This is a genomic window from SAR202 cluster bacterium (assembly GCA_016872285.1).
GTDB lineage: Bacteria > Chloroflexota > Dehalococcoidia > Lucifugimonadales.
In genome coordinates, this window is record VGZZ01000038.1 from 1 (window position 1) to 23337 (window position 23337).

Annotated in this window: 23 protein-coding genes; 16 read left to right on the forward strand and 7 right to left on the reverse strand. The window is 58.7% G+C overall.

Annotation, left to right across the window (positions count from 1 at the left end):
• Positions 1-216: 216 nt before the first annotated feature.
• From pheS to FJ320_09935, 7 genes are read left to right on the forward strand one after another with little or no spacing between them, the layout of a single operon-like run.
• Positions 217-1281 carry a phenylalanine--tRNA ligase subunit alpha gene (pheS, locus tag FJ320_09905; GenBank protein ID MBM3926275.1) on the forward strand — a complete coding sequence of 355 codons (1065 nt, stop codon included), beginning with the start codon at positions 217-219 and terminating at the stop codon, positions 1279-1281.
• A gap of 38 nt (positions 1282-1319) precedes the next feature.
• Entirely contained in the window at positions 1320-1823 is a 504-nt protein-coding gene (locus tag FJ320_09910) for a helix-turn-helix domain-containing protein (protein ID MBM3926276.1), read from the forward strand.
• Positions 1813-2256 (forward strand): type II toxin-antitoxin system VapC family toxin, encoded by a 444-nt coding sequence (locus FJ320_09915; GenBank protein ID MBM3926277.1) that lies wholly within the window; start codon positions 1813-1815, stop codon positions 2254-2256. The genes FJ320_09910 and FJ320_09915 overlap by 11 nt, the downstream gene beginning before the upstream one ends.
• Positions 2257-4653: a phenylalanine--tRNA ligase subunit beta gene (locus FJ320_09920; protein MBM3926278.1), complete on the forward strand. Its 2397-nt coding sequence runs from the start codon at positions 2257-2259 to the stop codon at positions 4651-4653.
• 1 nt (position 4654) lies between these two features.
• Entirely contained in the window at positions 4655-5797 is a 1143-nt protein-coding gene (locus tag FJ320_09925; GenBank protein ID MBM3926279.1) for a molybdopterin molybdotransferase MoeA, read from the forward strand.
• Complete coding sequence (locus tag FJ320_09930) at positions 5752-5973, forward strand: hypothetical protein (GenBank protein ID MBM3926280.1); 222 nt, start codon at positions 5752-5754, stop codon at positions 5971-5973. The genes FJ320_09925 and FJ320_09930 overlap by 46 nt, the downstream gene beginning before the upstream one ends.
• A complete protein-coding gene (locus FJ320_09935) occupies positions 5974-6465 on the forward strand; it encodes a hypothetical protein (protein ID MBM3926281.1) in 492 nt (163 codons plus the stop codon). It abuts the gene before it with no gap.
• Here the strand turns inward: FJ320_09935 and FJ320_09940 are convergent.
• The 3 genes from FJ320_09940 to FJ320_09950 form a co-directional block, all read right to left on the reverse strand.
• Positions 6462-6794: an acylphosphatase gene (locus tag FJ320_09940; GenBank protein ID MBM3926282.1), complete on the reverse strand. Its 333-nt coding sequence runs from the start codon at positions 6792-6794 to the stop codon at positions 6462-6464. The two genes, FJ320_09935 and FJ320_09940, sit on opposite strands and share 4 nt — an antisense overlap.
• Before the next feature lie 552 nt (positions 6795-7346).
• Complete coding sequence (locus FJ320_09945) at positions 7347-8426, reverse strand: ABC transporter permease (protein ID MBM3926283.1); 1080 nt, start codon at positions 8424-8426, stop codon at positions 7347-7349.
• A complete protein-coding gene (locus FJ320_09950) occupies positions 8423-9355 on the reverse strand; it encodes an ABC transporter ATP-binding protein (protein MBM3926284.1) in 933 nt (310 codons plus the stop codon). The genes FJ320_09945 and FJ320_09950 overlap by 4 nt, the downstream gene beginning before the upstream one ends.
• Positions 9356-9705: 350 nt before the next feature.
• Here FJ320_09950 and FJ320_09955 point away from each other — a divergent pair, with 350 nt between their 5' ends.
• The 9 genes from FJ320_09955 (at position 9706) to FJ320_09995 (ending at position 18629) form a co-directional block, all read left to right on the forward strand.
• Positions 9706-10641: a cytochrome c oxidase assembly protein gene (locus FJ320_09955; GenBank protein ID MBM3926285.1), complete on the forward strand. Its 936-nt coding sequence runs from the start codon at positions 9706-9708 to the stop codon at positions 10639-10641.
• 141 nt (positions 10642-10782) lie between these two features.
• The gene (locus FJ320_09960) at positions 10783-11226 is read left to right on the forward strand and encodes a DUF2267 domain-containing protein (GenBank protein MBM3926286.1); all 444 of its coding nucleotides are present in this window, start codon (positions 10783-10785) and stop codon (positions 11224-11226) included.
• A 29-nt stretch (positions 11227-11255) separates the two neighbouring features.
• On the forward strand, positions 11256-11564 hold the full coding sequence (locus FJ320_09965) for a hypothetical protein (GenBank protein MBM3926287.1): 309 nt from the start codon (positions 11256-11258) through the stop codon (positions 11562-11564).
• A 160-nt stretch (positions 11565-11724) separates the two neighbouring features.
• On the forward strand, positions 11725-12855 hold the full coding sequence (gene coxB, locus FJ320_09970) for a cytochrome c oxidase subunit II (GenBank protein MBM3926288.1): 1131 nt from the start codon (positions 11725-11727) through the stop codon (positions 12853-12855).
• 102 nt (positions 12856-12957) lie between these two features.
• Positions 12958-14880: a cytochrome c oxidase subunit I gene (ctaD, locus tag FJ320_09975; protein ID MBM3926289.1), complete on the forward strand. Its 1923-nt coding sequence runs from the start codon at positions 12958-12960 to the stop codon at positions 14878-14880.
• Positions 14880-15512 carry a heme-copper oxidase subunit III gene (locus FJ320_09980; GenBank protein ID MBM3926290.1) on the forward strand — a complete coding sequence of 211 codons (633 nt, stop codon included), beginning with the start codon at positions 14880-14882 and terminating at the stop codon, positions 15510-15512. Before ctaD ends, FJ320_09980 begins: the two co-directional genes overlap by 1 nt.
• The gene (locus tag FJ320_09985; protein MBM3926291.1) at positions 15446-16228 is read left to right on the forward strand and encodes a c-type cytochrome; all 783 of its coding nucleotides are present in this window, start codon (positions 15446-15448) and stop codon (positions 16226-16228) included. Before FJ320_09980 ends, FJ320_09985 begins: the two co-directional genes overlap by 67 nt.
• 284 nt (positions 16229-16512) lie before the next feature.
• Positions 16513-17490 (forward strand): heme A synthase, encoded by a 978-nt coding sequence (locus FJ320_09990; GenBank protein MBM3926292.1) that lies wholly within the window; start codon positions 16513-16515, stop codon positions 17488-17490.
• A 257-nt stretch (positions 17491-17747) separates the two neighbouring features.
• Positions 17748-18629, forward strand: coding sequence for a protoheme IX farnesyltransferase (locus FJ320_09995; protein ID MBM3926293.1), 882 nt, complete (start codon positions 17748-17750; stop codon positions 18627-18629).
• Between the two features lie 601 nt (positions 18630-19230).
• Here the strand turns inward: FJ320_09995 and rplT are convergent.
• The 4 genes from rplT to thrS form a co-directional block, all read right to left on the reverse strand.
• Positions 19231-19590, reverse strand: a complete 360-nt coding sequence (gene rplT / locus FJ320_10000) for a 50S ribosomal protein L20 (GenBank protein ID MBM3926294.1) — start codon at positions 19588-19590, stop codon at positions 19231-19233.
• 196 nt (positions 19591-19786) lie between these two features.
• Positions 19787-19987 (reverse strand): 50S ribosomal protein L35, encoded by a 201-nt coding sequence (gene rpmI, locus FJ320_10005; protein ID MBM3926295.1) that lies wholly within the window; start codon positions 19985-19987, stop codon positions 19787-19789.
• Positions 19980-20564 (reverse strand): translation initiation factor IF-3, encoded by a 585-nt coding sequence (locus FJ320_10010; GenBank protein ID MBM3926296.1) that lies wholly within the window; start codon positions 20562-20564, stop codon positions 19980-19982. Before FJ320_10010 ends, rpmI begins: the two co-directional genes overlap by 8 nt.
• A 1118-nt stretch (positions 20565-21682) precedes the next feature.
• A complete protein-coding gene (gene thrS, locus FJ320_10015; protein ID MBM3926297.1) occupies positions 21683-23335 on the reverse strand; it encodes a threonine--tRNA ligase in 1653 nt (550 codons plus the stop codon).
• Between the last annotated feature and the right edge of the window lie 2 nt (positions 23336-23337).

Consider the following 23337-nt stretch of genomic DNA (forward strand, 5'->3'; position numbering starts at 1 on the left):
CTTTCCCTTTGACGCTGAGCGTACTCGCCAATGCTCTCCCGGTTCACGGCTACCTCCCTGGGATTTCGGTAACCGTAGTTTTGAGACAATCACTTTATTTCGGTAACCATATTTTTAATGTCATGCGCTTCCTTGACCCTCTAAATCAGGCGCACCTATAATTGTGTCCCAAATTGAAGGAATCCGTCATCCTCGCAGCATCGGACCAATAAACGCATGACCTCGCCGAACTTGCTTCAGACGTTAGATGACCTACGCCAAAAAGGCCTGAGAGAACTGGAAGGCGCGACCAGCGTTGAGGGGTTGGAGGCGTGGCGGGTGGCGTACCTGGGGCGTCGAGGGGAGTTGACGGCGATCTTGCGGAACTTGAAGGACGTGCCGACGGAGGAACGCCGTGAGGTGGGGGCCAGGGCGAATTTGGTGAAGGGTGCGCTGGAGGAGGCGCTGTCGCAGGCGGAGGAGCGGCTGAAGGCGGGGCGAATGGCAGGGCTGGCGTCGGAGGAGCGGATAGACGTGACGCGGCCAGGGCGGCCAGTGGCGATGGGTAGATACCATCCGCTGACCCGGATGGTTCGGGAGATATGCGACGCGTTTACCGCCATGGGGTTCCAGGTAGTAGAGGGGCCGGAGATAGAGTGGGACAAGTACAACTTTGAGATGCTGAACATCCCTAAGGGTCATCCGGCGAGGGATATGTGGAATACGCTGTGGGTCGATTACAAGGACCAGGCAGGGGCGCAGAGCATGCTGCTTCGGACGCACACGTCGCCGATGCAGGCGCGGGTGATGGAGGGTTCGGGGGGCGCGCCGGTTCGAGTGGTGGTGCCGGGGAAGGTATATCGATATGAGGCGACGGACGCCACCCACGAATGGCACTTCCACCAGGTGGAGGGGCTGGCGGTGGACGAGGGGATAACCTTTGCGAACATGAAAGGGACGCTGTACGAGTTCGCGCGGCGGATTTTCGGGGCGGAGCGGAAGGTGAGGTTCCGCTGCGACTACTTCCCGTTTGTGGAGCCGGGCGTCGATATGTCGATAGACTGCTTCGCGTGCCAGGGCCGGGACCCCAAGTGCCGGATATGCCGGGGGTCGGGGTGGCTGGAGATTATGGGAGCGGGGATGGTGCACCCCCGGGTGCTGGAGATGGCGGGGTACGACCCTGGGAGGTACACGGGGTTCGCGTTTGGGATGGGGCCAGAGCGCATCGCGATGCTGAAGCACGGGATTGAGGATATACGGCTGTTTTACGGGAACGATTTGAGGTACTTGAGGCAGTTTTAGACTGTTATGTATTGCTATGATTTGCTACAATTTGTTATATGAATAAATTGCTAACTGTAAAAGAAGTGGCGGAGCGTTTGAGGGTGCATGAAGTGACTGTAAGGCGTTACATTTCTAAGGGGACTGTGCCTGCTGTGAAGGTTGGGGGGAGAGTGCGTGTGCGGGAGTCTGATATAAAGAGAGTGGTTTTGCCGATAAAGCGAGAAAATGGACAGAAGTCAGATAAGGAACGGATTAGGAAAGCCATTGAAATGATTTACGCAGTACGTTCGCGCTCCAAGCCTGGTAAACCATCGACAGAAGAGCTAATTAGAATGGTTAGAGGAGAGCGGCAACATACCAGGCTTAAGGAAAGTGAGAAAGGCTTAGATTCCATGGCAAAGAGAAGTATAAAGAAGGTTTCGAAGGCTGAATTGGCCCGTCGTAAGAAGCTGATGGAAGAAGCCAGAAAGCTGAGAGACCGCCAGCCTCCTCTTGGGATGTCTACAGCTGAGCTGGTGCATCTGGCTCGAACAGAGCGGGAATGGCTCTATGGCCGTTAGAGGGCCATGGGTTCTGGATGCTTCCGTGGCGCTTAAATGGTATTTGCGAGATGAGGATCACCTGGGCAAAGCTGACCTATTTTTTACCGCATTTTCGGCTGGGCTGGTGGAAATAATTGCTCCTACCATTATCAGGCACGAAGTTGCCAACGGACTGGTCGTAGCGAGCCGAAGGGGACGCCTTTCACCAAATAATGCGGGGTCAATGTACAGTAATTTTTCACGACTCGGTATCGGCAGCGCGGGGGAGGATGAGGATATTATCCTGAATGCTATGAGAATTTCATGGGACTTTTCTATAACCTTTTATGACACTCTGTATCTTGCTTTAGCGGATCAGAATTCGTGTAACTTTGTTACTGCCGACCATCGTCTATATAACCAGGCCAAGGATGTAGCTCAATGGATGGTCTGGATTGGAGATGTGACCTAAGTGAAAGTCCCTTTATCCTGGCTTCGGGAGATGGTGGAGATAAACGTGTCGGTGGAGGAGTTGGCGCACCGGCTGACGATGGCCGGGCTGGAGGTGGGGGGTATTGAGCGGATTGGGGGATGGGAGAACTGTTTTGTTGGGTATGTCGAGAGCGTGGAGAAGCATCCTAATGCTGACAGGCTGCGGCTTTGCACTGTGACTATTGGAAATGGGCGGCAGCAGGTGGTGTGCGGGGCACCTAATGTGGCATCGGGGCAGAAGATCGCTTTCGCGAAGGTGGGGGCGAGGGTTATCGATTCACATACGGGCCAGCCGATGGTGTTGAAGGCGGCGAAGATTAGGGGTGTGGTGTCGGAGGGGATGATATGTTCGGAGCGGGAGTTGGGATTGGGGGAGGACCACGATGGGATACTGGTGCTGCCTAAGGATGCGCCGGTGGGGGCGGAGCTAAACAGTTATTTGGGGGACTATACGCTGGACCTGGAGGTGACGCCCAATCGAGCGGACTGGCTATCGGCGCTGGGGGTGGCGTATGAGGTGGCGGCGCTGACGGGGCAGGTGGTGCGGCAGCCGGACTTGCAGTACCCTGAGGAGGGGCAGCCGATTCGGGGCCAGGCGTCGGTGCAGATACTGTCGCCGGACCTGTGCCCTCGATACGCGGCCAGCCTCATCAGGGGAGTGGCGGTGGGGCCGTCGCCGCGATGGCTGGAGGAGCGACTAAAGCGGGCGGGGGTGCGGCCTATCAACAACGTGGTGGACGTGACGAATTATGTAATGCTGGAGTATGGCCAGCCGCTGCACGCCTTTGATTTCGAGAAGATATTGCGGAGCAGGATTATCGTGCGGCGGGCGTACACGGGCGAGACCATGACTACCCTGGATGGGGAGAAGCGGCTGCTTAACTCGAACAACCTGGTGATCGCCGACGACCGGGAGGCGCGGGCGCTGGCGGGGGTCATTGGCGGGGTGGACAGCGAGATAACGGCGAATACCAAGGACGTGTTTCTGGAGTCGGCGAGCTTTGAGCCGAACAACAACCGGCAGACGGCGCAGGAGTTCAGGTTTCGGACAGAAGCGACGATTCGATTTGAGAAGGGGCTGCGGCCGGGACTGGTGGAGCCGGCGCTGCGTCGCGCTACCAAGTTAATTCAGCAGGTGGCGGGCGGGACGGTGGCGAGGGATATCATGGACGCGTATCCGGGGAGGGAGAAGCCGAAGGTAATTTCCGTGTCGCAGACGCAGATCAAGAAGCTGCTGGGGGTGGAGTACCCGCTGGACAAGGTGACGAGTGTACTGAAGTCGCTGGGATTTGCGTGCCGCCAAGAGGATGGAGGGGTATGGGTGTCGGCGCCGTACTGGAGGGCGGACGTGAATATTTGGGAGGATGTGGTAGAGGAGGTGGCGCGCATCACGGGATACGACAGCATACCGACTACCCCGCTGGCAACGCCAATACCGGCGTGGCAGCCGCAACCGAATCGCGAGTTCAGGGAGCGGGTGAGGGATATGCTGGTGCGGGCGGGCTTGCAGGAGACGATTAGCTATTCGGCGGTGAGCGCGGCATTGCTGAAAAAGGCGAAGGCGGAAGTGGGCCGTGAGGGACTCGTTACGCTAGCCAACCCGATGAGCGGGGACTTTGAGATTATGCGCCCGACTTTGCGGGTGAGCATTATGCGCACACTGGCTACGAATTTGAGCTATCAACGCGGGTCTGTGGCTATATTTGAGTTGGGTCGGGTGTATCTGCCTCGCGCCGAAGACCTGCCCGATGAGAGGGAAATGGCGGCGGGGGTAGTCTATGGGCCTCGAGGGCAGGAGGGGTGGCTAAGCCCGAGGGAGGACTTTGGGTTTTATGACGCTAAGGGAGTGGTGGAGTCAGTCCTGGCTCAGGTAGGCGCAGCGGCGGACTACCAGGTTTTAGAGGACCCGTTCTTGCATCCTGGGAAGTCGGCAAAAGTGGTGGTGGGAGGCGAGGCGGTGGGAGTGGTGGGGGAGGTGCATCCGCAGGTGCGGGAGGCGTTTGACATAGATGGGGCGGTGGCGTTTTTTGAGTTGGACATCGAGGCATTAAGGGAGGCGCTGTCCCAAGGGAGGCGTGGTCTCAAGGCGCTGGCGAGGTACCCTGCGTCGATACGCGATATCACGGTGCTGGCGGACAAGGGCGTGGCGTCGGCGAAGATGTTGAGGATAATCGAGGGGCAGCCGCTGGTGGAGTCGGCGGTGTTTTATGACGCATACGAGGGGAAGGGTGTGCCGGAGGGCAAAAGCTCACTGACCTTCCGGATATATTTCCAGTCGGCGGAGAAGACGCTGTCGTCGGAAGAGGTGGGGAAAGCGCTGGAGCGAGTGGTCAAGGCGCTGGAGAGAGAGGCTGGAGCCGCGCTGAGGGGAGGCTAGTATGGAGACTAGAACAGGCCACGGGCACGGGAGGGGGCATGGGCATCGCCACGAGGACATGCTCAGCGTGGAGGAGGCTTACGAGCGAATAATATCGGCTTTCAAGCCGCTGGAGGCCGAGGAGAGGCCGATACTGGATGCGCTAGGACAGGTGCTGACGGAGGATGTGTATTCGCCTATCGATATACCTCCGGCGGCGAACTCGGCCATGGATGGCTACGCAGTGCGGGCTAACGACGCGTCGGGGGCTTCCGTGGAACGGCCAGTGACATTGCGGGTCATTGGCCTGGTGGCGGCGGGACAGGTGCCGTCGAAGGCGGTGGAGAAGGGGACGGCGATTCGAATAATGACAGGGGCACCGGTGCCGCCGGGGGCGGACGCGGTGGTGCCCTTTGAGGAGACGGACGAGGTGGAGCGCCGGTCGAAGGGAGCTGGTTTGGACGAGATAGCGATTCGAGGGGACGGGTCGAAGGGGCGCAACGTGAGGCCAGCAGGAGAGGATGTGAGGAGAGGCGCACGGATCCTGGAGAGGGGCATGGCGCTGAGGCCGTCGGAGATAGGGGTGCTGGCTTCGCTGGGGATGGGGAAGGTCAAGGTTATCAGAAAGCCCTGCGTGGCGATCATTGCGACGGGGGATGAGCTGCAGACCCCCGGGGTGCCGCTGGGGCCAGGGAAGATATATGACGCCAATAGCTACAGCCTGGCGTCATCAGTAGCGAAGTATGGCGGGGTGGCGAAGGTGCTGGGCATTGCCAGGGATAACCTTTCGGATATGAATCGGAAGCTGGAGGAGGGGTTGGAGTCGGACCTGCTGCTGACGTCGGCGGGGGTGTCGAAGGGGGACTACGACATCGTGAAGGATGTGCTGGCGGAGCGAGGGAGGATAAATTTTTGGTCGGTGAGGATGAGGCCTGCGAAGCCGCTGGCGTGGGGGAGCCTGAGGGGGCCGGGAGGCCGGGAGGTGCCGCATCTCGGGCTGCCGGGGAACCCGGTGAGCGCGATGGTGGCGTTTGAAATGTTCGCCCGGCCAGCGATTTTAAAGATGCAGGGAAAAAAACGGTTGGCGAAACCGATGATTAGGGCTATACTTCAGGGCCAATCCACAATTACGATGGGCGGCGCGTATTTGCTCGAGTGCAGGTGACAAAAGTCGATAACGTTTACTATGCAGACCCCACGGGGCCGCAAGGCTCCAACATTCTGACTTCTATGGCGAAGGCCAACGGCCTGGCTGTGTGTCCTGAGGACCAGGATACGGCGGCCGCGGGCGAGGAAGTGTGGGTGAACATGCTGGACTGGAACGAAGAGGTGGAGATATAAATGGCCACAAAGCACAAGGAACCAGCGGTTGTAACCCCGGACCCCGGCGATGGCTACTATGCCGTTGACCTGGGAGGCATGGAGGCAGACGGGAGGTCTCTGGATGTAATTCTAACGTCCAGGAGGTGTCCGGACTGCGCGGAGAAGCTTAAGAAGGCCAAGAGTAAGCCCTCCGTGAAGGACCAGGTCAGGGATATAACAAAGTGCTGCGCAACCAAGGAAGGGTTCATCAGCCCTGGTATGCCGCTGAGGGAGATAGTTTTCAGGCTACTGCTGAAGGGCGGCAACCGCTCTATGTCATTAAAGGATGTTCATTACGCGGTTACAGAGCAGTACGCGATGCCAACCCATCCGATGAACGTGCAAGTGAATTCGTTGAAGCGAATTCTGGACAACGACACGTACTATGGGATTAAGAGAGCGGAGGCGCCGCAGCCGGCTAAGGCGCAGGCGTCCGAGGGGAAGAAGGAAAAGAGGGGGAAGAGGAGCTAGCCGGGTAGGATGAAGAAGCCGAGTGGCAGGTCACGAGGGGGCTGCCAGGCGGCTTCTATCTGTAGTACGCGGGAGCCTGCGGGGCCGCGTTTGAGGTGGGCGAGGAGGGTATCCAGGCTGCGCTGGGGGCCCTGGGCGTAGACTTCCACTGACCTACCATCGGGGAGATTTCGGACGGTGCCGCGTATGCCTAAAACGGCAGCTTTTTCGGTCAAGAACTGACGGAAGCCGACGCCCTGAACTTTGCCGCGGACGACGGCGTGGAGGAGGGATGGGGGAGGAGAGGGAGGGTTACTCTTCTTCGCGAGGCTTTCGCTTTCTGCGGACAACTTCGGGTTCTGGGTTGACGTAGGTTGCGGACTGAGGCGCGGGCTTCTTGGAGTCCTTCTTGGGTTTCTTGGCCTCTTTCTTATGGAAGTCGCCTTTTGCCATTGCTCCTCCGGGAATTATTCAGACGATGTTCTTATTTTAACGCGGGCGCGGTAAGACGCAAGAGTGGGAGGTGGGTATTTCCTGGTGGGGAAACAGTTGCGGTATGGGATACCTTCTTCCCCGACTGTATTGGGACTGAGTACAGCCTGCTGGAAGAAGGGGAAGAGAAAAAATCCACCACAACCCCCTCCTTCAACCCGCCTGAGGCGGGCTCAGGCCGAGGTCTAACTCCCCTTTCGTCCCTCGGGGGTACTGGGGACAGGCTCTTCCAGGCCGAAGGGGGAGAACTAGATGAGAGGCCCAAAAGGGGCCTCAAAGGTAGCAGAGCTAGAGCAGTGATCGCATAGCTTTGCTTGAACACTGGTAATGAAGTTTTTTATTACCCACGGGTCACGAGAGAAATGAAGCGGTTTATCCAACAGTGGGCTAACTCTGAGGGTTTTGAGTGCTCAGTCAAATCGGAAGGTTTTGATGGCGAGGATGGAGGAGGCGATGATCCAGCCGGAGAGCATGGCTAGCTGGGGCCAGGTGTCCCAGAGGGGTTTGCCATCGATGCCGACGGCGTGGAGGGCGTCGATGGCGGGGGTGAGGGGGAGGACCTGGACGAGGTCCGGAAGGAAGGCTGGGAGGGTGGAGGTGGGGAAGAAGGTGCCGGAGAAGAACATCATGGGCATGGCGATGACGTTGGCGAGGCCGGAGGCGGCGGCGGGGCTGGAGACGGAGCCGCCGATGGCGAAGCCGATGTTGAGGAATACCAGGTTGGCGAAGAAGACGATGACGTATATCCAGAGAAGGCTGCCATGGATTTGGCCGCCGAAGACAAAGACGCCCACGGCCAGAACCAGGGAGGTCTGAATAAGGGCGAGGCCCAGGTAGGTTATAACCTCGGCGGCGAAGTAGTTGCGGAGGGGGAGGGGGGTGACCAAGAGGCGCCGCAGGATGCGCTGCTGCCGGTAGCCGCTGATTTTGACGGCGATGACGATGATGGAGTTGAACATGATGGCCATGCCTATGAGGCCGAGAAGGAGCTGGTCGTAGTATTTGACGTCTTTGTCCTGGATGGACTGGGGGGATAGGAGCAGAGACCTGCCGGCGCCGGCGATTTCCAGGTTGGCCTGGTCTAGCACTTGTTGAATGGCGCTGAGGGTGAGCTGGTTTATTCCCGGATTGCCTGAACTGAAGTAGAGGGTTAACCGAGAGGGGGCGCCGTCGCGGCCAGCAGTGGCGATGTCTTCGGGAATAACCAGGGCATAGTCCAAATCTCTATCATGAATGGCCTGGCGGGCGGCGGCTTCCGTGGGGTACGCGTCTGTGACCTGGAGGAGCTGGATGCTGGATATGTTGGACCGAAGGCTTTGAGATTGTGGGGAGTTGGAGCGGTCGATGAGGGCGATGTCGGAAGGGTCAACGGAGTCGACATCGAAGAGGCCGAAGACGGTGACGAAGATGAGGGGAAAGACCAATGCCCAGAAAAGGGTCTGGCGGTCCCGCAGGGTCATCTTGATGTTGGCGATGAGGACTTTTTTCATCGTGGAGCGGTCCCGGTCAACTCCAGGATGACGTCTTCCAGAGTGGCGGGGATGACTTCCAGGCGGGTTATGACCGCGTTCTGCCGGCCCGCCAGCTGGGTGAGGGCAGGGAGGGCGGAGGCCGGGCTGGACATCCTGAGGTGAAGGGTAAGGCCGTCGCTATCGATGGACTCGAGGGACCACTGGTCCGGCGTAGCTGGAGTCAATTGAAGGGGCATGGAAGTAGTGAGAACGACGCGGTAGGGGGCCGGGATGCGCTGGACAAGATTGGGAACGGTGTCTAGGGCGATGATCTTGCCATGATCGATGATGGCTACGCGGCTGCAGAGGAACTGGGCTTCTTCCATGTAGTGGGTGGTGAGGACGATGGTCTTGCCCGCGTTGTGGAGGTTGCGGATGAGGTCCCAGAGGCTGCGTCGGGCGGCGGGGTCTAGGCCGGTGGTGGGCTCGTCGAGAATAATAAGGTCGGGGTCGTTGACGAGGCTGGCGACGATGGAAAACCGCTGCTTCTGACCGCCGGAGAGCTTTTTTATGGTGGTGCTGGCTTTGTCTATGAGGTCAACCCTGGCGAGGAGGTCGTGGGGAGGGATGCGGGCGCGGTAGAAGCTGCCGAAAAGGTGCAGGATTTCGGTGAGGGTGAGGTGGTCAAAGTAGGTGGAGGCCTGAAGCTGGACGCCAATGCGCTCCTTGATGAGCGGCGCATTGCTGGGGTCCTGATGAAGGCCGAGGATTTTAACGGAGCCGGAGGTGGGTGTTTGGAGGCCTTCGATGATCTCCAGGGTGGTGGTCTTGCCTGCGCCGTTGGGGCCGATGATGCCGAAGATTTCGCCTTTTTGGACGGAGAAGGAGATGCCGTCGACGGCGGTGAGATTGCCGAACTTTTTGACGAGGCCTTCGACCTGGATGATGGGGTCTATTTGCGAGGACATTTGTGAGTAACAGCCATCCTCGCGCTATTCGGGATACCATCATCCCCTTGTTCCCCTTCTTCCTGCTGGAAGAAGGGGAAAGAAAAATTTAGACCACAACCCCCTCCTTCGACATACTCAGGACAGCGTCTAACTCCCCCTTCGCCTTCCAGGCCGAAGGGGGAGAACCAGATGGGATTCCTCCATAACCCATTCATATCCGAACGAGTCTTCCCAGGCTGTTTCGTAATGTATAGGACATAATTCTCTGAGAGTGAAACAGTTTATTCTCCGATTTTGAGACCTGCAGCGGCACCCAGTAAGTATAAGTCCTCTAGGAACTCCTGTTTGGGGATGTACAATAACACATCATGGTCTTATTGCATTTGGGCCACGGGCATTTGCCGCAGGCCGACTCGTTTGGAGATTTCATCCGGGAGTGGAACTTTGCGCCGGAGGTAGTGATACCGCTGGGAGCGCTGTTGGGGCTGTACATGGTGGGTCGAGGGCGGTTGATGGACCGGGCCAAGTATTCTACAAAGGCTGGAGGGCGGACGGCGCTATTCTTGTTAGGGATGGGCGCGCTGGCGCTGGCCTTGATGTCGCCCATCGATACGTTTTCGCAAGATTTGTTCTTTGTGCACATGGTTCAGCACTTGCTTCTGACCATGGTGGCCGCACCGCTGCTGCTGCTTTCAGCGCCGGTGGCGGAGTACATGTGGGCGCTGCCCGATCCGGTGAGGCTGTCGGCAGGGCGATGGCTGAGCCGGAGGGGGGTTGTTCGCCAAGCGCTGAAGGGCGCGACGATGCCGGTGGCAGCGTGGCTGCTCTTTGGGGCGGTAATGTGGTCATGGCATGTGCCGGACGCCTACGACGCGGCGCTGAGGTCCGGGGTGGTCCATCTGGCGGAACACCTTACCATGTTCGGGGCTGGCGTACTGTTCTGGTGGCCGGTGATAGGGCCGCCGCCGCTGAGGACGCTGCTGCCGTACCCCTTGAGATTTCTATACCTGTTCATGGCCATGTTCCAGAGCATTATCCTGGGGTCGATACTCACTTTTGCCGGGGATTCGATTTACAGCTACTATCGGGAGTCGCCGGGGCATTTTGGGCTGTCGCTGGCGGACGACCAGCAGCTGGCGGGGATATTGATGTGGCTACCAGGGTCTTTTATACACCTGACGGCGCTGCTGACGCTGCTCTATCTCTGGCTTGACCGGGAAGAGAGGGAGAAGGCGAGGGAGAAGCAGGCGCAGGTTACACGGAGCCAATACGCGGCGCAGCGGGCGGAAATGGGGGACGGGTAGAATCGCGCGGCATCTCGACGCACGTCCGCATTAGTCCGTAGGTAGCAGGATGTGACCGGCTAATTAGTCCTACATGAAGGTACGGCAAGCCGCACTACACGGGTACGATAGAAGGGTAGACGCGTCGGATGGGGGTGGGATATGACGACGGGGCTGGATGTTTTCGACACTACAGTTCAGAAGAGCAACAGGTGGCTGCTGGAGCTAATGAGTGAGCTGGACACCCAGGACAAACACTACGCGTACCTGGCGCTGCGGGCCACGCTTCACGCGCTTAGGGACCGGCTTACAGTGGAAGAGGCGTCGCAACTATCGGCGCAGCTGCCGATGCTGATTCGAGGACTCTACTATGACGCCTACGATCCGAGCGGCAAGCCGCTGAGGGAGCGTCATAAAGAAGATTTCCTGAGGCGGATAGACGACGCATTCTATCGATCCGACCCAGGAGTGAACTCGGAGGAGATAGCGCAGGCAGTGTTCAGGCTGCTGTCGCGGCGCATATCGGAGGGGGAGATAGAGGATGTCCGGATGATGATGCCGAAGGAGATAAGAGATTTATGGCCTGAGCCATCAAGGACGGGATAGGAGCTGAATTTTGCGGGGAGGGGGGAGCTATGGCGAGGGGGAGACGGACTCACGAACATGTGCAGACCGGGGTGGACCTGGTGGAGGCGTTTGTATCCATCAGGGATGATGTAGGCAAAGCGTTCACGCGGACGGAGCTGTTTGACCTGCACGAGCGGGCCGGAAGCCTGGTGGACTTGACGGGCGACAGCTCATGGCTGGAAAGGTCGGGTGATGAGGGGAATCTGCATAACCTAGCAAGAGATGAGTTCACCTTGACCGCCCGGAAGATCAACGAGAGGGCAAGGGATATAGGGGCGGATTCCGATTATAGCGAGGAGTGGAATAGGGCCAGGTGAGGAGGCGGAAGCGGCTGACGCGCTGGTCCAGGCTTGGGGGAGGCCGCCTGGCGGGGCGGCAAAGTTTGGGGCGCCGGGCCTGAAATAATCCGGGAAAGGGCCTAACTATCTTGACTGCCTGACGGCCTATTGGTATTTTGTTAGTGAAATTTTTTACAGGTTGAAGGAACACTTCCCCAAGTTCATGAAGGAGACGCATTTGTTAGGCAGGCTCTTTTTGCGCCGCGGACTAGCTTTAGGCCTGCTTTTAGCTTTTGCGCTTCTGCTTCTTGGCTGCTACCCAGACAACCCGCAGTCCACTTTCGACCCGAAGGGCCCGGTAGCCCGCAACCAGCTAACTCTATTCTGGGTTATCTTCTGGGCCAGCGTGGTAGTCTTCGCCATTGTCGCGGGAATACTCATATACTCGGTCATCAAATTCAGGTACAAGGGCGAGAACCGGCTTCCGGTCCAGGTGCATGGCAATCGTAACCTGGAAGTGCTGTGGACGGTAGTGCCGGCGCTGCTGCTGGTGGCGATTGCGGTGATGACGGTGCGCACTATATTTGAGCTGGACGAGGCGCCTTCCGATGACCAGCTCATTGTGGACGTGTACGGCCATCAGTGGTGGTGGGAGGCGGTGTACCCGCAATACGCCGTGTCTACGGCCAACGAGATACACGTGCCGGTGGGGCGCGATGTGACGGTGAATCTGATATCGGACGATGTTATCCATAGCTTCTGGGTGCCGAAACTGGCGGGCAAAGAGGACGTGATACCCAACGAGGCTAACGATATATGGTTTAGGGCGGACGAACCCGGCATATATTTGGGGCAGTGCGCCGAGTTTTGCGGCATAGCCCACGCGCTGATGAAGTTCAGAGTGGTGGCGTCGCCGATGGAGGAGTTTGAGGACTGGGTGGCGTCGCAGCAGGCGCCGGCGCGGCAGCCGGCTAACGACGAGGCGGCGAGGGGCCTGGCAGTGTTCAATTCCAAGGGATGCGTGGCCTGTCACACAACAACTGGCGGCTTCGACACGGCGGAGGTTAGGGACGCGAGGACGGAAGGGTTCCTGACAGGACAGCCGGTGACCCACGGGCCGAATCTGACGCACTTTGCGACTCGAGACGTATTCGCGGGGGCCATAGCAGACAGCACGGAAGGAAACCTAAGGGCATGGCTGGAGGACCCGGAGGAGTTCAAGCCAGGAAATCGAATGGCGGCGCTGGCGCCGGCGTTTAAGGACCCGTCTCTGAGGCTGTCGGAGGAAGAAATAACTGCCTTGATAGCGTATTTGCAGAGCCTGAAATAGCAGGAAAGCCAGGCGAAAAATAATCAGGTTAGAATACAAAAATGCGGCCTCGAATGAAAAAGATTAATCGTGAGGGCACGGGCCTGAGGGGAGGCGAAGAGCATGGCGACCGCTAGCATTGCCAAGAGAGGTATGTTCGCCAGGCCTATTGCTCCCACAGGGCTGTGGTCATGGATAACGACCATTGACCACAAGCGCATAGGCGCGCTGTACGGTGTGACCGCGTTTATCCTGTTCTTGATTGGCGGCGTTGAGGCTTTGTTGATGCGGCTGCAGCTGTCGCAGGCAGAGGCTGGTGTGGTGACGCCGGAAGCGTTCAACCAACTGTTCACCATGCATGGCACCACCATGATATTCCTGGTGATCATGCCTATGGGCGCGGCCTTTTTTAACTTTATGATCCCGCTGATGATTGGCGCGAGGGACGTAGCGTTCCCCAGACTGAACGCCTTCAGCTACTGGACGTTCCTGTTTGGCGCGATTTTGCTGAACGCGAGCTTCTTTACCGGCAGCGCGCCGGACGTAGGGTGGTTTGCCTACGCGCCTCTAAACGGCCCGGGATTTTCAGACACAGGGGTGGATTACTGGATTCTAGGGTTGCAGGTGCTGGGGGTGGCGTCGCTGGCGGCGGCGTTTAACTTCATCGTGACTATTATCAACCTGCGGGCACCTGGGATGAGCATGATGAAGCTGCCGGTATTTGTGTGGATGACGCTGGTGGTGTCGTTCCTTATCATACTGGCGTTCCCGGTGATAACGGTGGCGATTACGCTGCTGCTGTTCGACCGGCAGTTTGGGACTGAATTTTTCAATTCCGCGGCGGGGGCAAGCCCGCTGGTGTGGCAGCACCTGTTCTGGGCCTTCGGCCACCCTGAAGTCTACATATTGATCTTGCCGGCCATGGGTATAGTGTCCGAGGTGTTGCCGGTATTCTCCAAGAAGCCGCTTTTTGGATACACCACGGTGGTGCTGGCGGGCATCATCATCGGCTTTATGGGTTGGGGTGTTTGGGCGCACCACATGTTCGTGACGGGGCTAGGGCCGGTGGCGAACTCGGCCTTTGCGATTAGCACTATGTTTATAGCGGTGCCGACGGGCATCAAAATATTCAACTGGCTGGGCACGCTCTGGGGAGGATCGATAAGGTTCACGACGTCTATGCTGTTCTCCATTGGATTCATACTGCTGTTCACCATTGGCGGCATCAGCGGGGTTATGCACTCGGTGGTGCCCTCCGACGCGCAGCAAAGCGACACGTACTTTATTGTGGCGCATTTGCACTATGTATTGTTCGGCGGGGCGCTGATGGGCATTTTCTCCGGCATCTACTACTGGTGGCCGAAGATGACGGGAAGGATGCTGAATGAAACGCTGGGGAAACTGCACTTCTGGCTGTGGTTCCTTGGGATGAACATCACTTTCTTTCCCATGCATTTCCTGGGGCTGGACGGGATGCCGCGGCGCGTCTACACATATTCGGAGGGCATGGGGTGGGACTTCTGGAACGCCTTTGCGACGGTGGGCGTGTTTGTGCTGGGGCTGGGGCTGCTTGTGTTCCTGCAGAACGTGTGGCACAGCCGGAAGAACGGAGAAGCGGCAGGGAACGACCCCTGGGATGCCCGGACGCTGGAGTGGAGCATACCCTCGCCGCCCCCCCACTACAATTTCGCGCAGATACCGCACGTGTATGAACGGGACGACTTCTGGCACAAGAAGTACGCCGAGGGCGCCGACGGCAGGCCGGTGCGAACGGTGCAAGGGGCGGCGCCGTCGTCGGAGGAACACGGCCATGGGCATAACATCCACATGCCGACGCCGTCCTACTACCCGATTTTGCTTTCGGCGGGGCTGACGCTGATCGCGGGCGGGCTGGTATCGCACATATCGGTGAGCGTGATAGGGGGGATACTAGCCCTATTCGCGCTTTATAGCTGGGTCTTTGAGCCGCCGACAGCGCCCGAGACGCAGACGGCCGGACCCGCAGGCCATGCCCGGGATAAGCGCCGCGGAGGCGGGAAACGATAATGGCTATGACGCCGCACACAGTGATCCCGGACGAGCATTACACCTCAACGGGCTTGAGCCACAGGAAGCTCTTGATGTGGATCTTCCTGGGATCCGAGTGTCTTTTCTTCGGGTCGCTGATTGCCACCCACATGGTAAATCGAGGTAAGGCGGCGTTGCTGCACGGGGAGTCGCCGGCGTGCCTGCTGGACATACCCATCACGTCGACCAGCACTTTCGTATTATTGATGAGCAGCGTGATGATGGTGCTGGCGGTGTCGTCGGCGGAGCGCGGGAAGCTGGGGTCGATGCGGTTCTGGCTGTTTATGACGGCGCTGCTGGGGTCCGGGTTCTTGCTGTTCCAGGTGTATGAGTTCAACCTGTTCGTGGACGAAGGGCTGACCATTGGCACCAACCTATTCGGGTCCACGTTCTTTACGCTGACAGGCTTCCACGGGACTCACGTGACCATAGGCGTTATCTGGCTGCTGTCTATACTGGCTATCAGCTTTATCCGGCCGGATATGGTGAAGAACCCGTTGAATGTGGATATAGCCGGACTGTACTGGCACTTTGTGGACATTGTATGGATTGTCATCTTTACCGTGGTGTACCTGGTGGGGCGGCTAGGCGTGGAGTGCGCCGGGGCGTAAGCAACTCAGGAGCGATGATGGAACCTCATAGCCACCCAAGCGAAAAGCCCCATCCCTCTCCACTGAATTACATTGTCATTGGAGTCATCCTCACCGTAATCACGGCCATAGAGGTGTGGGCCTTCTACTGGGACGTGCCAATGCCGCTGCTGGTGACGTTCTTTATCGTCCTGTCGATTGTGAAGTTTGCCATAGTGGTGTTGTTCTACATGCACCTGCGGTACGACCATAAGCTTTTCGGGTCTATGTTTACGGGCGGACTGCTGCTGGGAGTGGGGGTGGCCTTGGGACTGATTGCGCTGTTTGGGAACTTTTTTGTTGGGGACAGGGAAACGGCCCATGCGCCAGAGCCAACCTTTACGCCGACGATTATCGCTCCTCGAGAGACGCCCACGGGCACGCAGACCCCCGGCGGCGGGACGCCACGGCCGGTCACGGGGGAGGGTGTATTCATCGCGAAGGGCTGCGGCGGCTGCCATACGATACAGGGATTGAGCGGGGCGGTAGGGCAGGTGGGGCCTAATCTGACGAACATAGGAACCGTAGCGGCGACTCGGAAGCCCGGGCTTTCGGCGGAGCAGTATATGCGGGAGTCCATTGAGCAGCCTGGAGCCTTTGTGGTGAGCGGGTTTGCGCCGGTGATGCCAGCGCTGCGAGGCACGATGAGCGAGGCGGAGTACCAGGCGCTGGTGAACTATCTGGTCTCGCTTAAGTAGCTTCAAGCCTAGCGGACCTTCGGAGTTCCTGTACGGAAAGTCGGTTTGAATTTGCTGTCCTTGCCATATTCGGGATACCATCCCCTTAATCCCCTTCCTGCTGGAAGGGAAAGAGAAAAAAGGATCACCTCATCACCCCCCTTCGACAAGCTCAGGGCAGGCTCTATCCCCCTCTTCTCCTTTGCAATAGGAGAAGAGGGGGCACCTGAGGGGAAACCCCAAGGACTCCACTCTGATAAAATCAGGAATGACGTAAGACTCTCACTCTTGTTGAGGCTTGGGATATGAGCGGTGCAGGGAATTCGATCACCACGACACCCTTCTTCCAGCGGCTAGTCCTTGTTACGCTCGCAGCTATCTTTGCGCTAATAGTGTTGGGTGGTGTGGTGCGCGTGACGGAGTCTGGATTGGGATGTCCCGACTGGCCCTTGTGTCATGGCAAGATCATACCGCACGCTGACTTTCACACGCTTATCGAGTATTCGCATCGTATAGCAGCGTCCGTGGTGGGGCTGCTGGTGCTGGCGGTGGCGGTGTTGGCGTGGGTGAAGTATCGAGGGCAGCCGTGGATTGTGTGGCCTGCCATAACGGGGTTGGTGTTAGTGCTGGCCCAGGGGGCACTGGGTGGCGTGACGGTGCTGACGGAATTACACGGCAAGACGGTGACGGCGCATCTGGGGCTGGCGGAGGCGTTGCTGGGGTTGACGATTTTTCTGTTCCTAGCTTCGATGGGTGGTGTGAAGCTGCCGGACAAGGGGCAGAAGGGGGTAACGGCGCTGGCGGTGTCGGCGGCGGTTGGAGTTTATGCGTTGCTGCTGACGGGGTCGTATGTTACGACGTCGGGAGCGTCAGGGGCGTGCCCGGACTGGCCGTTATGCCAGGATATGGTCTTTTTCAATAGCAAGTTTCCGATAATACATATGTTACACAGATGCGTGGCGCTGGCGGCAGGCGTGCTGGTGGCAGCGGCTGTGGTGGCGGTGTGGCGGAGCCGGCCGCTGAGGAGGGATGCGGCCTGGTTGGGGTTGGCGGCGCTGGCGGTGTTCCTGGCGCAGGTGGTGGTGGGAGCGGTGACGGTGCTGGGGGGCCTGACGGCGGAGTTGAGGGCGCTGCACTTGGCGATGGCGAGCCTAACCTGGGGGCTGGTTGCGGCGCTGGCGGTGCTGCCATACACTCGGGAGTTGGGTGGGGAAGCAAAGGAACCTTTTCGGAATGGGGCCACAGCGGAGCATAGCTCCACAGGAAGGCGTGTTCTTGAGTAACGAGTTGTCGTTTTTAATCGGGATACCATCCCCTTTATCCCCTTCCTGCTGGAAGGGGAAGAGAGAAAATTTCACCACAACCCCCTCCTTCGACATACTCAGGACAGCGTCTAACTCCCCCTTCGCCTTCCAGGCCGAAGGGGGAGAACCAGATGGGATATCTGGCACCATGCCTTGGCATTTTGACAAATCGAGTCAGGCAAAGGCAGCTTTTCCATATCTGGGGTCTAGAAGGAGGATCTCCACCTAGGGATCTCATGCAAAGTGTTCGTAAGCCTACGGCGTCAGTGATATCCAGTTATGTGGCTTTGACCAAGCCGCCGATTATTGTGCTGCTGCTTATTACCGCCCTGGGGGGGATGGTGCTGGCGGAGCAGGGGATGCCTTCAGCGGGGCTTGTGGGGCTGGTGATGTTGGGCGGGGCGCTGGCGGCGGGCGGGGCCAGCGCGCTGAACCACTACCTGGACAGGGATATAGACGAGAGGATGTCTAGGACGCGGAGGAGACCGATACCGGCGCGCCGCACATCGCCGCGGGAGGCGCTGGTCTTCGGCATCGTGCTGAACTGCCTAGCCTTCGCGGTGTTCGCGTCAGGGGTGAATCTGCTGAGCGCATCGTTGGCGCTGAGCGGGGCCGTGTTTTACGTACTGGTGTACACGGTGTATTTAAAGCGCACGACGCCGCAGAACATTGTGCTGGGAGGCGCGGCGGGAGCAGTGCCGCCGATGGTGGGGTGGGCGGCAGTGACGAACGAGGTAGGGCTGGCGTCGATATACCTGTTCGCCATTGTGTTTTTCTGGACGCCGCCGCATTTCTGGGCGCTGGCGCTGCTGATAAAGGAGGACTATGCGCGGGCCGGGGTGCCGATGCTGCCGGTGGTGCAGGGGACGGAGGAGACTCGGCGGGCGATTTTTCTGTACAGTCTGGTGCTGGTGGCGCTGACGCTGCTGTTTTTCACGGAGCGTACGGTAGGGTGGGTGTATTTGGGAGTGGCGTCGGCGCTGGGAGGGTGGTTCTTGTATCTGGCGTGGCTGTTATGGAGGGAGGGAGGAATTCGGAGGGCGAGGCATTTGTATTTGTATTCGCTGGCGTACCTGGCGTTATTGTTTGGGGGGATTATGGTGGATGCGGTGGTGTGAGGCCGCCCCTCGGGAGGGGACACTCCAGGGGCCGGTGTACCCCATGGCCGAGACGCAGTTTGTTGGCTCAGGACTTGGTTCTACTCGAATCGACCTCATCACCCTTTATCTCGCCACGGCGAGCTTACAGCCCTCTTCTCCCGATTACGGGAGAAGAGGGAAAGAAAAAAGATTCACCACAACCCCCTCTAACTCCCCCTTCGCCTTCCAGGCCGAAGGGGGAGAACCTGAGGCGACCCCCCAACCCACCCGAAAAAGAAGCGCGTGGTTCTTAATAAGTGAGCCCTCAATGTGCAGTATGGGTCTACTGGAGGTGGGAGATTGAATATAGATACACCTCATCATCGCCTAACGCCTTCTTTTTCCCTCAGGGGATACTTGGGACAGACGTTCACGAGTAAATGAGGAAAACCGAATGGAAAGGGGAGTCGCCCAACACCCTGGGTGTCGGCATTGTCGGATTATTCCACCCAGGTAGCACTAAGATGGAACTCTATGAAGGCGAGTTGGCGAGAATAATCTACTTGGGTCAAAGGCGAGGCCAATGGAAAAGAAAGGGCCACGAGCTTTCGCTTGTGGCCTGTGCTGGTGGCGGGTTGGGTTAGGAGGCTAGGGACTGTTTGGCCAGGGTGATGATGTCCTGGAAGGCCTGGGGGTCGCGGACGGCGGTTTCGGCCAGGGACTTGCGGTCGAGGCCGACGTTGGCTTTTCGGAGGCCGGCCATTAGCTGGCTGTAGGTGAGGTCCGCGCCGCGGGCGGCGGCGTTGATGCGGACGATCCACAGGCTGCGGAAGTCGCGCTTGCGCTGCCGGCGGCTTCGGTAGGCGTGGGCGCCGGCGTGGACGAGGGCTTCTTTGCCCTGTCGGATGCGGCGGCCCGGGGAGGCGACGAAGCCTCGGGTTCGCTCAAGGACTTTCTTGTGCCTGCGGTGTTTGTTGGTACCTCTTTTGACTCTGACCACTTTAGTATTCCTATTTGAGAGTTAGTTGCGTAGTCGGCGAGGGGAAACCCCCCGCTCCTCACCCTGACCCCCCTCTCTAACCCTCCCTCCTTCGACCAGGCTCAGGACAGGCCTCAAGGGGGGAGAGGATAGGACGGGAGGCTGCAGAATGGCCTAATTAGCTGGCGTTGCTGGGAGTCCTCACGGGAGGGTAAGGTTACAGGCTGTTGGGGATGAGATTCCTGATATTCTTTTCCATGGACTTGTCCACGGGGAACTTGCGGTCGAAGGTGCGGCGGACGTTTTTGGGCTTCTTGCGACGGAGGTGGCTGCTCATGCCTTTGCGTCGCAGGAGCTTGCCGGTGGAGGTGACATGGATTCGGGCGCGAGCGCCCTTATGGGTCTTCAGCTTAGGCATTCTTGACCTCGGCGGGTTTCTTCTCAGCCTCAGGCTTCTTTTCAGGCCTGATGTTAGCAGGGACAAGTATAACCGAGACGTTGTTGCGCTCGGATACGGGGGGTCTTTCCAGTTTGGCTACATCTTTCATTTCTTCAGTGACTTTCCTGAGGAGAATCATGCCGAGTTCCGGGTGGGTCATTTCCCGGCCACGGAAGAAGACGGCTACTTTGACCTTGGCGCCTTCTTCCAGGAGCTCTTTGACCTTTCTGGTCTTAGCATCCAGGTCATGAACGCCTATGTTGGGCCGGAAGCGGATCTCCCGCATCTCGGTAGATTTTTGAGCTTTACGAGACTCCTTAACCTTTTTGGCGTGAAGATATCGGAGTTTGCCGTAGTCCAGGACGCGGCACACAGGGGGGTCTGCCCCGGGCGAGACCTCAACCAGGTCGAGCTGCTGCTGACGCGCCAGATCCAGGGCTTTGCCGATGGTCATGATACCCAACTGCTCGCCGTTGGCGTCCACGACACGGACGCGGCTGGTGCGTATGCCCTCGTTAACGCGGTACTCTCGGACTATGGTGTTAACTCCTCCCAGAAGAAAGTGTATCTAAGAAATTTAACATGGGGGGATAGGATAGTCAATTAAGGGTAAGGACAACAGATGCCCGGCTGCTTATGGCCGGGCTGGCACAAATCATGGACAGTCAACGCGCGGCGCGAGGCAGGCAACTTGGAGAGCGGGATTTGATTGCCTCCGCGCCGGGTCCAAGGACGTGGGAGGTCCTGAGGGTGTTGGAGCTGGCCGCTACCTTTCGATGTCGAGGCGTCGCACCAATAAACGGAAATGATTCAGGCCGGAGGTTGGGCCGGGGCTGAGGCGATGTTTTGAGGCGGCGGCCAGCTCGCGAAGCGGCAGGTGGGACCTACTTCCTCTTGGAGGCTGGTTTGGAGCGGGAGCTAGCGGCGGATTTCTTGCTGGCGGTCTTCTTAGCGGGAGCGGCTTTCTTAGCAGAGGTCTTCTTGGCGGGCACTGTTTCACCTCATTTAAGGATTAATTTGAATGTTATGGATATATAGGGCATATGTCAACAGGTTGTGGAGGTGATGTTGTGAAATACTAGAGTTTGGGGGATTTGGAGCCGTCCTGGTTTGAGAAATTTGTGCCCTTGTCGTCAAAATCTGGCCTCGGTTTTATTCGGAAGGCCCTGCCCTCATCACCCTTAGTCCCTCTTCTCCCGACTACGGGAGAAGAGGGAAAGAAAAAGAAATACCACAACCCCCTCTAGCTCCCCCTTCGCCTTCCAGGCCGAAGGGGGAGAACCTAACCAGCCCCCCGAATCCCCGCCTGATTAGACGATTTCTAGCTGCTCGTAAACTAGCCCATCATAGAAGAAAGCTTGAGACTTCCTTTAATGTGCATCACGCGTCTGCTAGAAGGGGAAGAGAAAATGGGACCACCTCATCACCCTCCTTCGGCATACTCAGGACGGTCCGATTGCATCGGGCCGATCCTCCTACGGAGGACGGCCTCTTTATTGAATAAATATCAAGGATGGGGGGACTCCGCGATATATGCTCTAAGGCAGCGGAGATCTTCCAGGCCGAAGGGGGAGAACTGAATGGAATAGCCCCAAAGGTCGTCAAGACATCGAGCAGGCAAAAAGAGATTGGTTCTCTGCTCTATCTCAAGAAAGCCAGGAAGGCCAGTACAGTTTACTTGCGGGCGGAGGACTCTTCCTGGAGGCGCTGGAGGATTTGTGAGATGGGGAGGGCTTTGAGGTCCTGGCCGTCGCGGGTGCGGACGGCGGCAGCGCCCTGCTGGGCTTCGCGGTCACCGACGACGAGCATGTAGGGGACTTTTTGCAGCTGGGCCTCGCGGATTTTTAGGTTCATGCGCTCGTTACGGGAGTCGACATCGACGCGGAAGCCGTGGCCGGCTAGCTGGGACTGGACGGTGTGGGCGTACTCCAGGTGGCGGTCGGCGATGGGGATGACGACGGCCTGGACGGGGGCGAGCCAGAGGGGGAAGGCGCCGCCGTAGTGTTCTATTAATACACCTAAGAAACGCTCCAAAGATCCCAGCATGGCGCGGTGGAGGACGACGGGGCGCTGGCGGGTGCCGTCCTGGGCGATGAACTCGAGGCCAAAGCGGACGGGGAGGTTATAGTCGAGCTGGATGGTGCCGAGCTGCCACTCGCGGCCGATGGCGTCGGCGACAAAGAAGTCGATTTTCGGGCCGTAGAAGGCGCCTTCGCCGGGCATGACGTCGAAGGCGAGATTGCGGTGTTCCAGGGCTTCGGCGAGGATGCGCTCGGCCTGGTCCCAGAGGTCGTCGCTGCCGACGCGTTTTTCGGGTCTGAGGGAGAGGGCGATGCGGACGTCGTTGAAGCCCAGGAGCTTGTAGGTCTCGTCCAGCATCTTGATGAAGGAGTGGACCTCGGCTTCCGCCTGGTCCGGGGTGCAGAAGATGTGGGCGTCGTCCTGGGCGAAGGTGCGGACGCGGGTGAGACCGTGGGTAACGCCGGAGCGCTCGTAGCGGTGGAGGCGGCCAAAGTCGGCGAGGCGGATAGGGAGGTCTCGGTAGGAGTGGAGGCCGGCGCCGAAGATGAGGGCGTGGGCGGGACAGTTCATGGGCTTGACGCCGTACTCGCGCTCTTCGGTCTTCACGACATACATGTTCTCGATGTAGTGCTCGTAGTGGCCGGAGCGCTTCCAGAGGTCGGTGTCGAAGATCTGGGGGGTGATAACCTCATTGTAGCCGTACTCTTTGTAGAGGCCGCGGACGTAGTCAACGAGGGTGTTGTAGAGCTTTGCGCCCTTGGGGAGGAAGAAGGGGCTGGCAGGCGCGATGGGGTTGAAGAGGAACAAACCCAACTCGACGCCGAGCTTGCGGTGGTCGCGTTTTTCGGCTTCCTCGAGGCGGTGGAGATGTTCATCAAGGGCTTCCTTGCTTTCGAAGGCGGTGCCATAGATGCGCTGGAGCATAGGGCGGGTCTCAGAGCCTCGCCAGTAGGCGCCGGCGACGTTGAGGAGCTTGAAGGCGGGGATTTGGGCGGTGGAGTCGACGTGGGGGCCTTTGCAGAGGTCGGTAAAGCCGTCGTGGGTGTAGGTGCTGAGGGCTTCGTCCTCGGGGATTTCGTCGATTAGCTCCAGCTTGTAGGGCTGGCCGCGGTGGAGGGCTTTGATCTCATCGCGGGGGTGTTCTTTGTAGACGAAGGGCCAGTTCTTGTCGATGGCGGCCTTCATGATGGCGGTGATCTTGTCCAGGTCGTCCGGGGTGAAGGGGCGGGAGACGTCGATGTCGTAATAGAAGCCGTCGTCGGTGGGAGGGCCGAAGCCGAGCTTGGCGTCGGGAAAGAGCTGCATGA

Excerpts from the sequence above, each read along its gene's own strand:
- FJ320_09910 (MBM3926276.1), top strand. The coding sequence starts at position 1,320 with ATGAATAAATTGCTAACTGTAAAAGAAGTGGCGGAGCGTTTGAGGGTG.
- FJ320_09985 (MBM3926291.1), top strand. The coding sequence starts at position 15,446 with ATGGATTGTCATCTTTACCGTGGTGTACCTGGTGGGGCGGCTAGGCGT.
- pheS (MBM3926275.1), top strand. The coding sequence starts at position 217 with ATGACCTCGCCGAACTTGCTTCAGACGTTAGATGACCTACGCCAAAAA.
- FJ320_09965 (MBM3926287.1), top strand. The coding sequence starts at position 11,256 with ATGGCGAGGGGGAGACGGACTCACGAACATGTGCAGACCGGGGTGGAC.
- thrS (MBM3926297.1), bottom strand. The coding sequence starts at position 23,335 with ATGCAGCTCTTTCCCGACGCCAAGCTCGGCTTCGGCCCTCCCACCGAC.
- FJ320_09955 (MBM3926285.1), top strand. The coding sequence starts at position 9,706 with ATGGTCTTATTGCATTTGGGCCACGGGCATTTGCCGCAGGCCGACTCG.
- FJ320_09950 (MBM3926284.1), bottom strand. The coding sequence starts at position 9,355 with ATGTCCTCGCAAATAGACCCCATCATCCAGGTCGAAGGCCTCGTCAAA.
- FJ320_09960 (MBM3926286.1), top strand. The coding sequence starts at position 10,783 with ATGACGACGGGGCTGGATGTTTTCGACACTACAGTTCAGAAGAGCAAC.
- FJ320_09915 (MBM3926277.1), top strand. The coding sequence starts at position 1,813 with ATGGCCGTTAGAGGGCCATGGGTTCTGGATGCTTCCGTGGCGCTTAAA.
- rpmI (MBM3926295.1), bottom strand. The coding sequence starts at position 19,987 with ATGCCTAAGCTGAAGACCCATAAGGGCGCTCGCGCCCGAATCCATGTC.
- FJ320_09935 (MBM3926281.1), top strand. The coding sequence starts at position 5,974 with ATGGCCACAAAGCACAAGGAACCAGCGGTTGTAACCCCGGACCCCGGC.
- FJ320_09990 (MBM3926292.1), top strand. The coding sequence starts at position 16,513 with ATGAGCGGTGCAGGGAATTCGATCACCACGACACCCTTCTTCCAGCGG.
- ctaD (MBM3926289.1), top strand. The coding sequence starts at position 12,958 with ATGGCGACCGCTAGCATTGCCAAGAGAGGTATGTTCGCCAGGCCTATT.
- FJ320_09980 (MBM3926290.1), top strand. The coding sequence starts at position 14,880 with ATGGCTATGACGCCGCACACAGTGATCCCGGACGAGCATTACACCTCA.
- FJ320_09925 (MBM3926279.1), top strand. The coding sequence starts at position 4,655 with ATGGAGACTAGAACAGGCCACGGGCACGGGAGGGGGCATGGGCATCGC.
- FJ320_09995 (MBM3926293.1), top strand. The coding sequence starts at position 17,748 with ATGCAAAGTGTTCGTAAGCCTACGGCGTCAGTGATATCCAGTTATGTG.
- FJ320_09945 (MBM3926283.1), bottom strand. The coding sequence starts at position 8,426 with ATGAAAAAAGTCCTCATCGCCAACATCAAGATGACCCTGCGGGACCGC.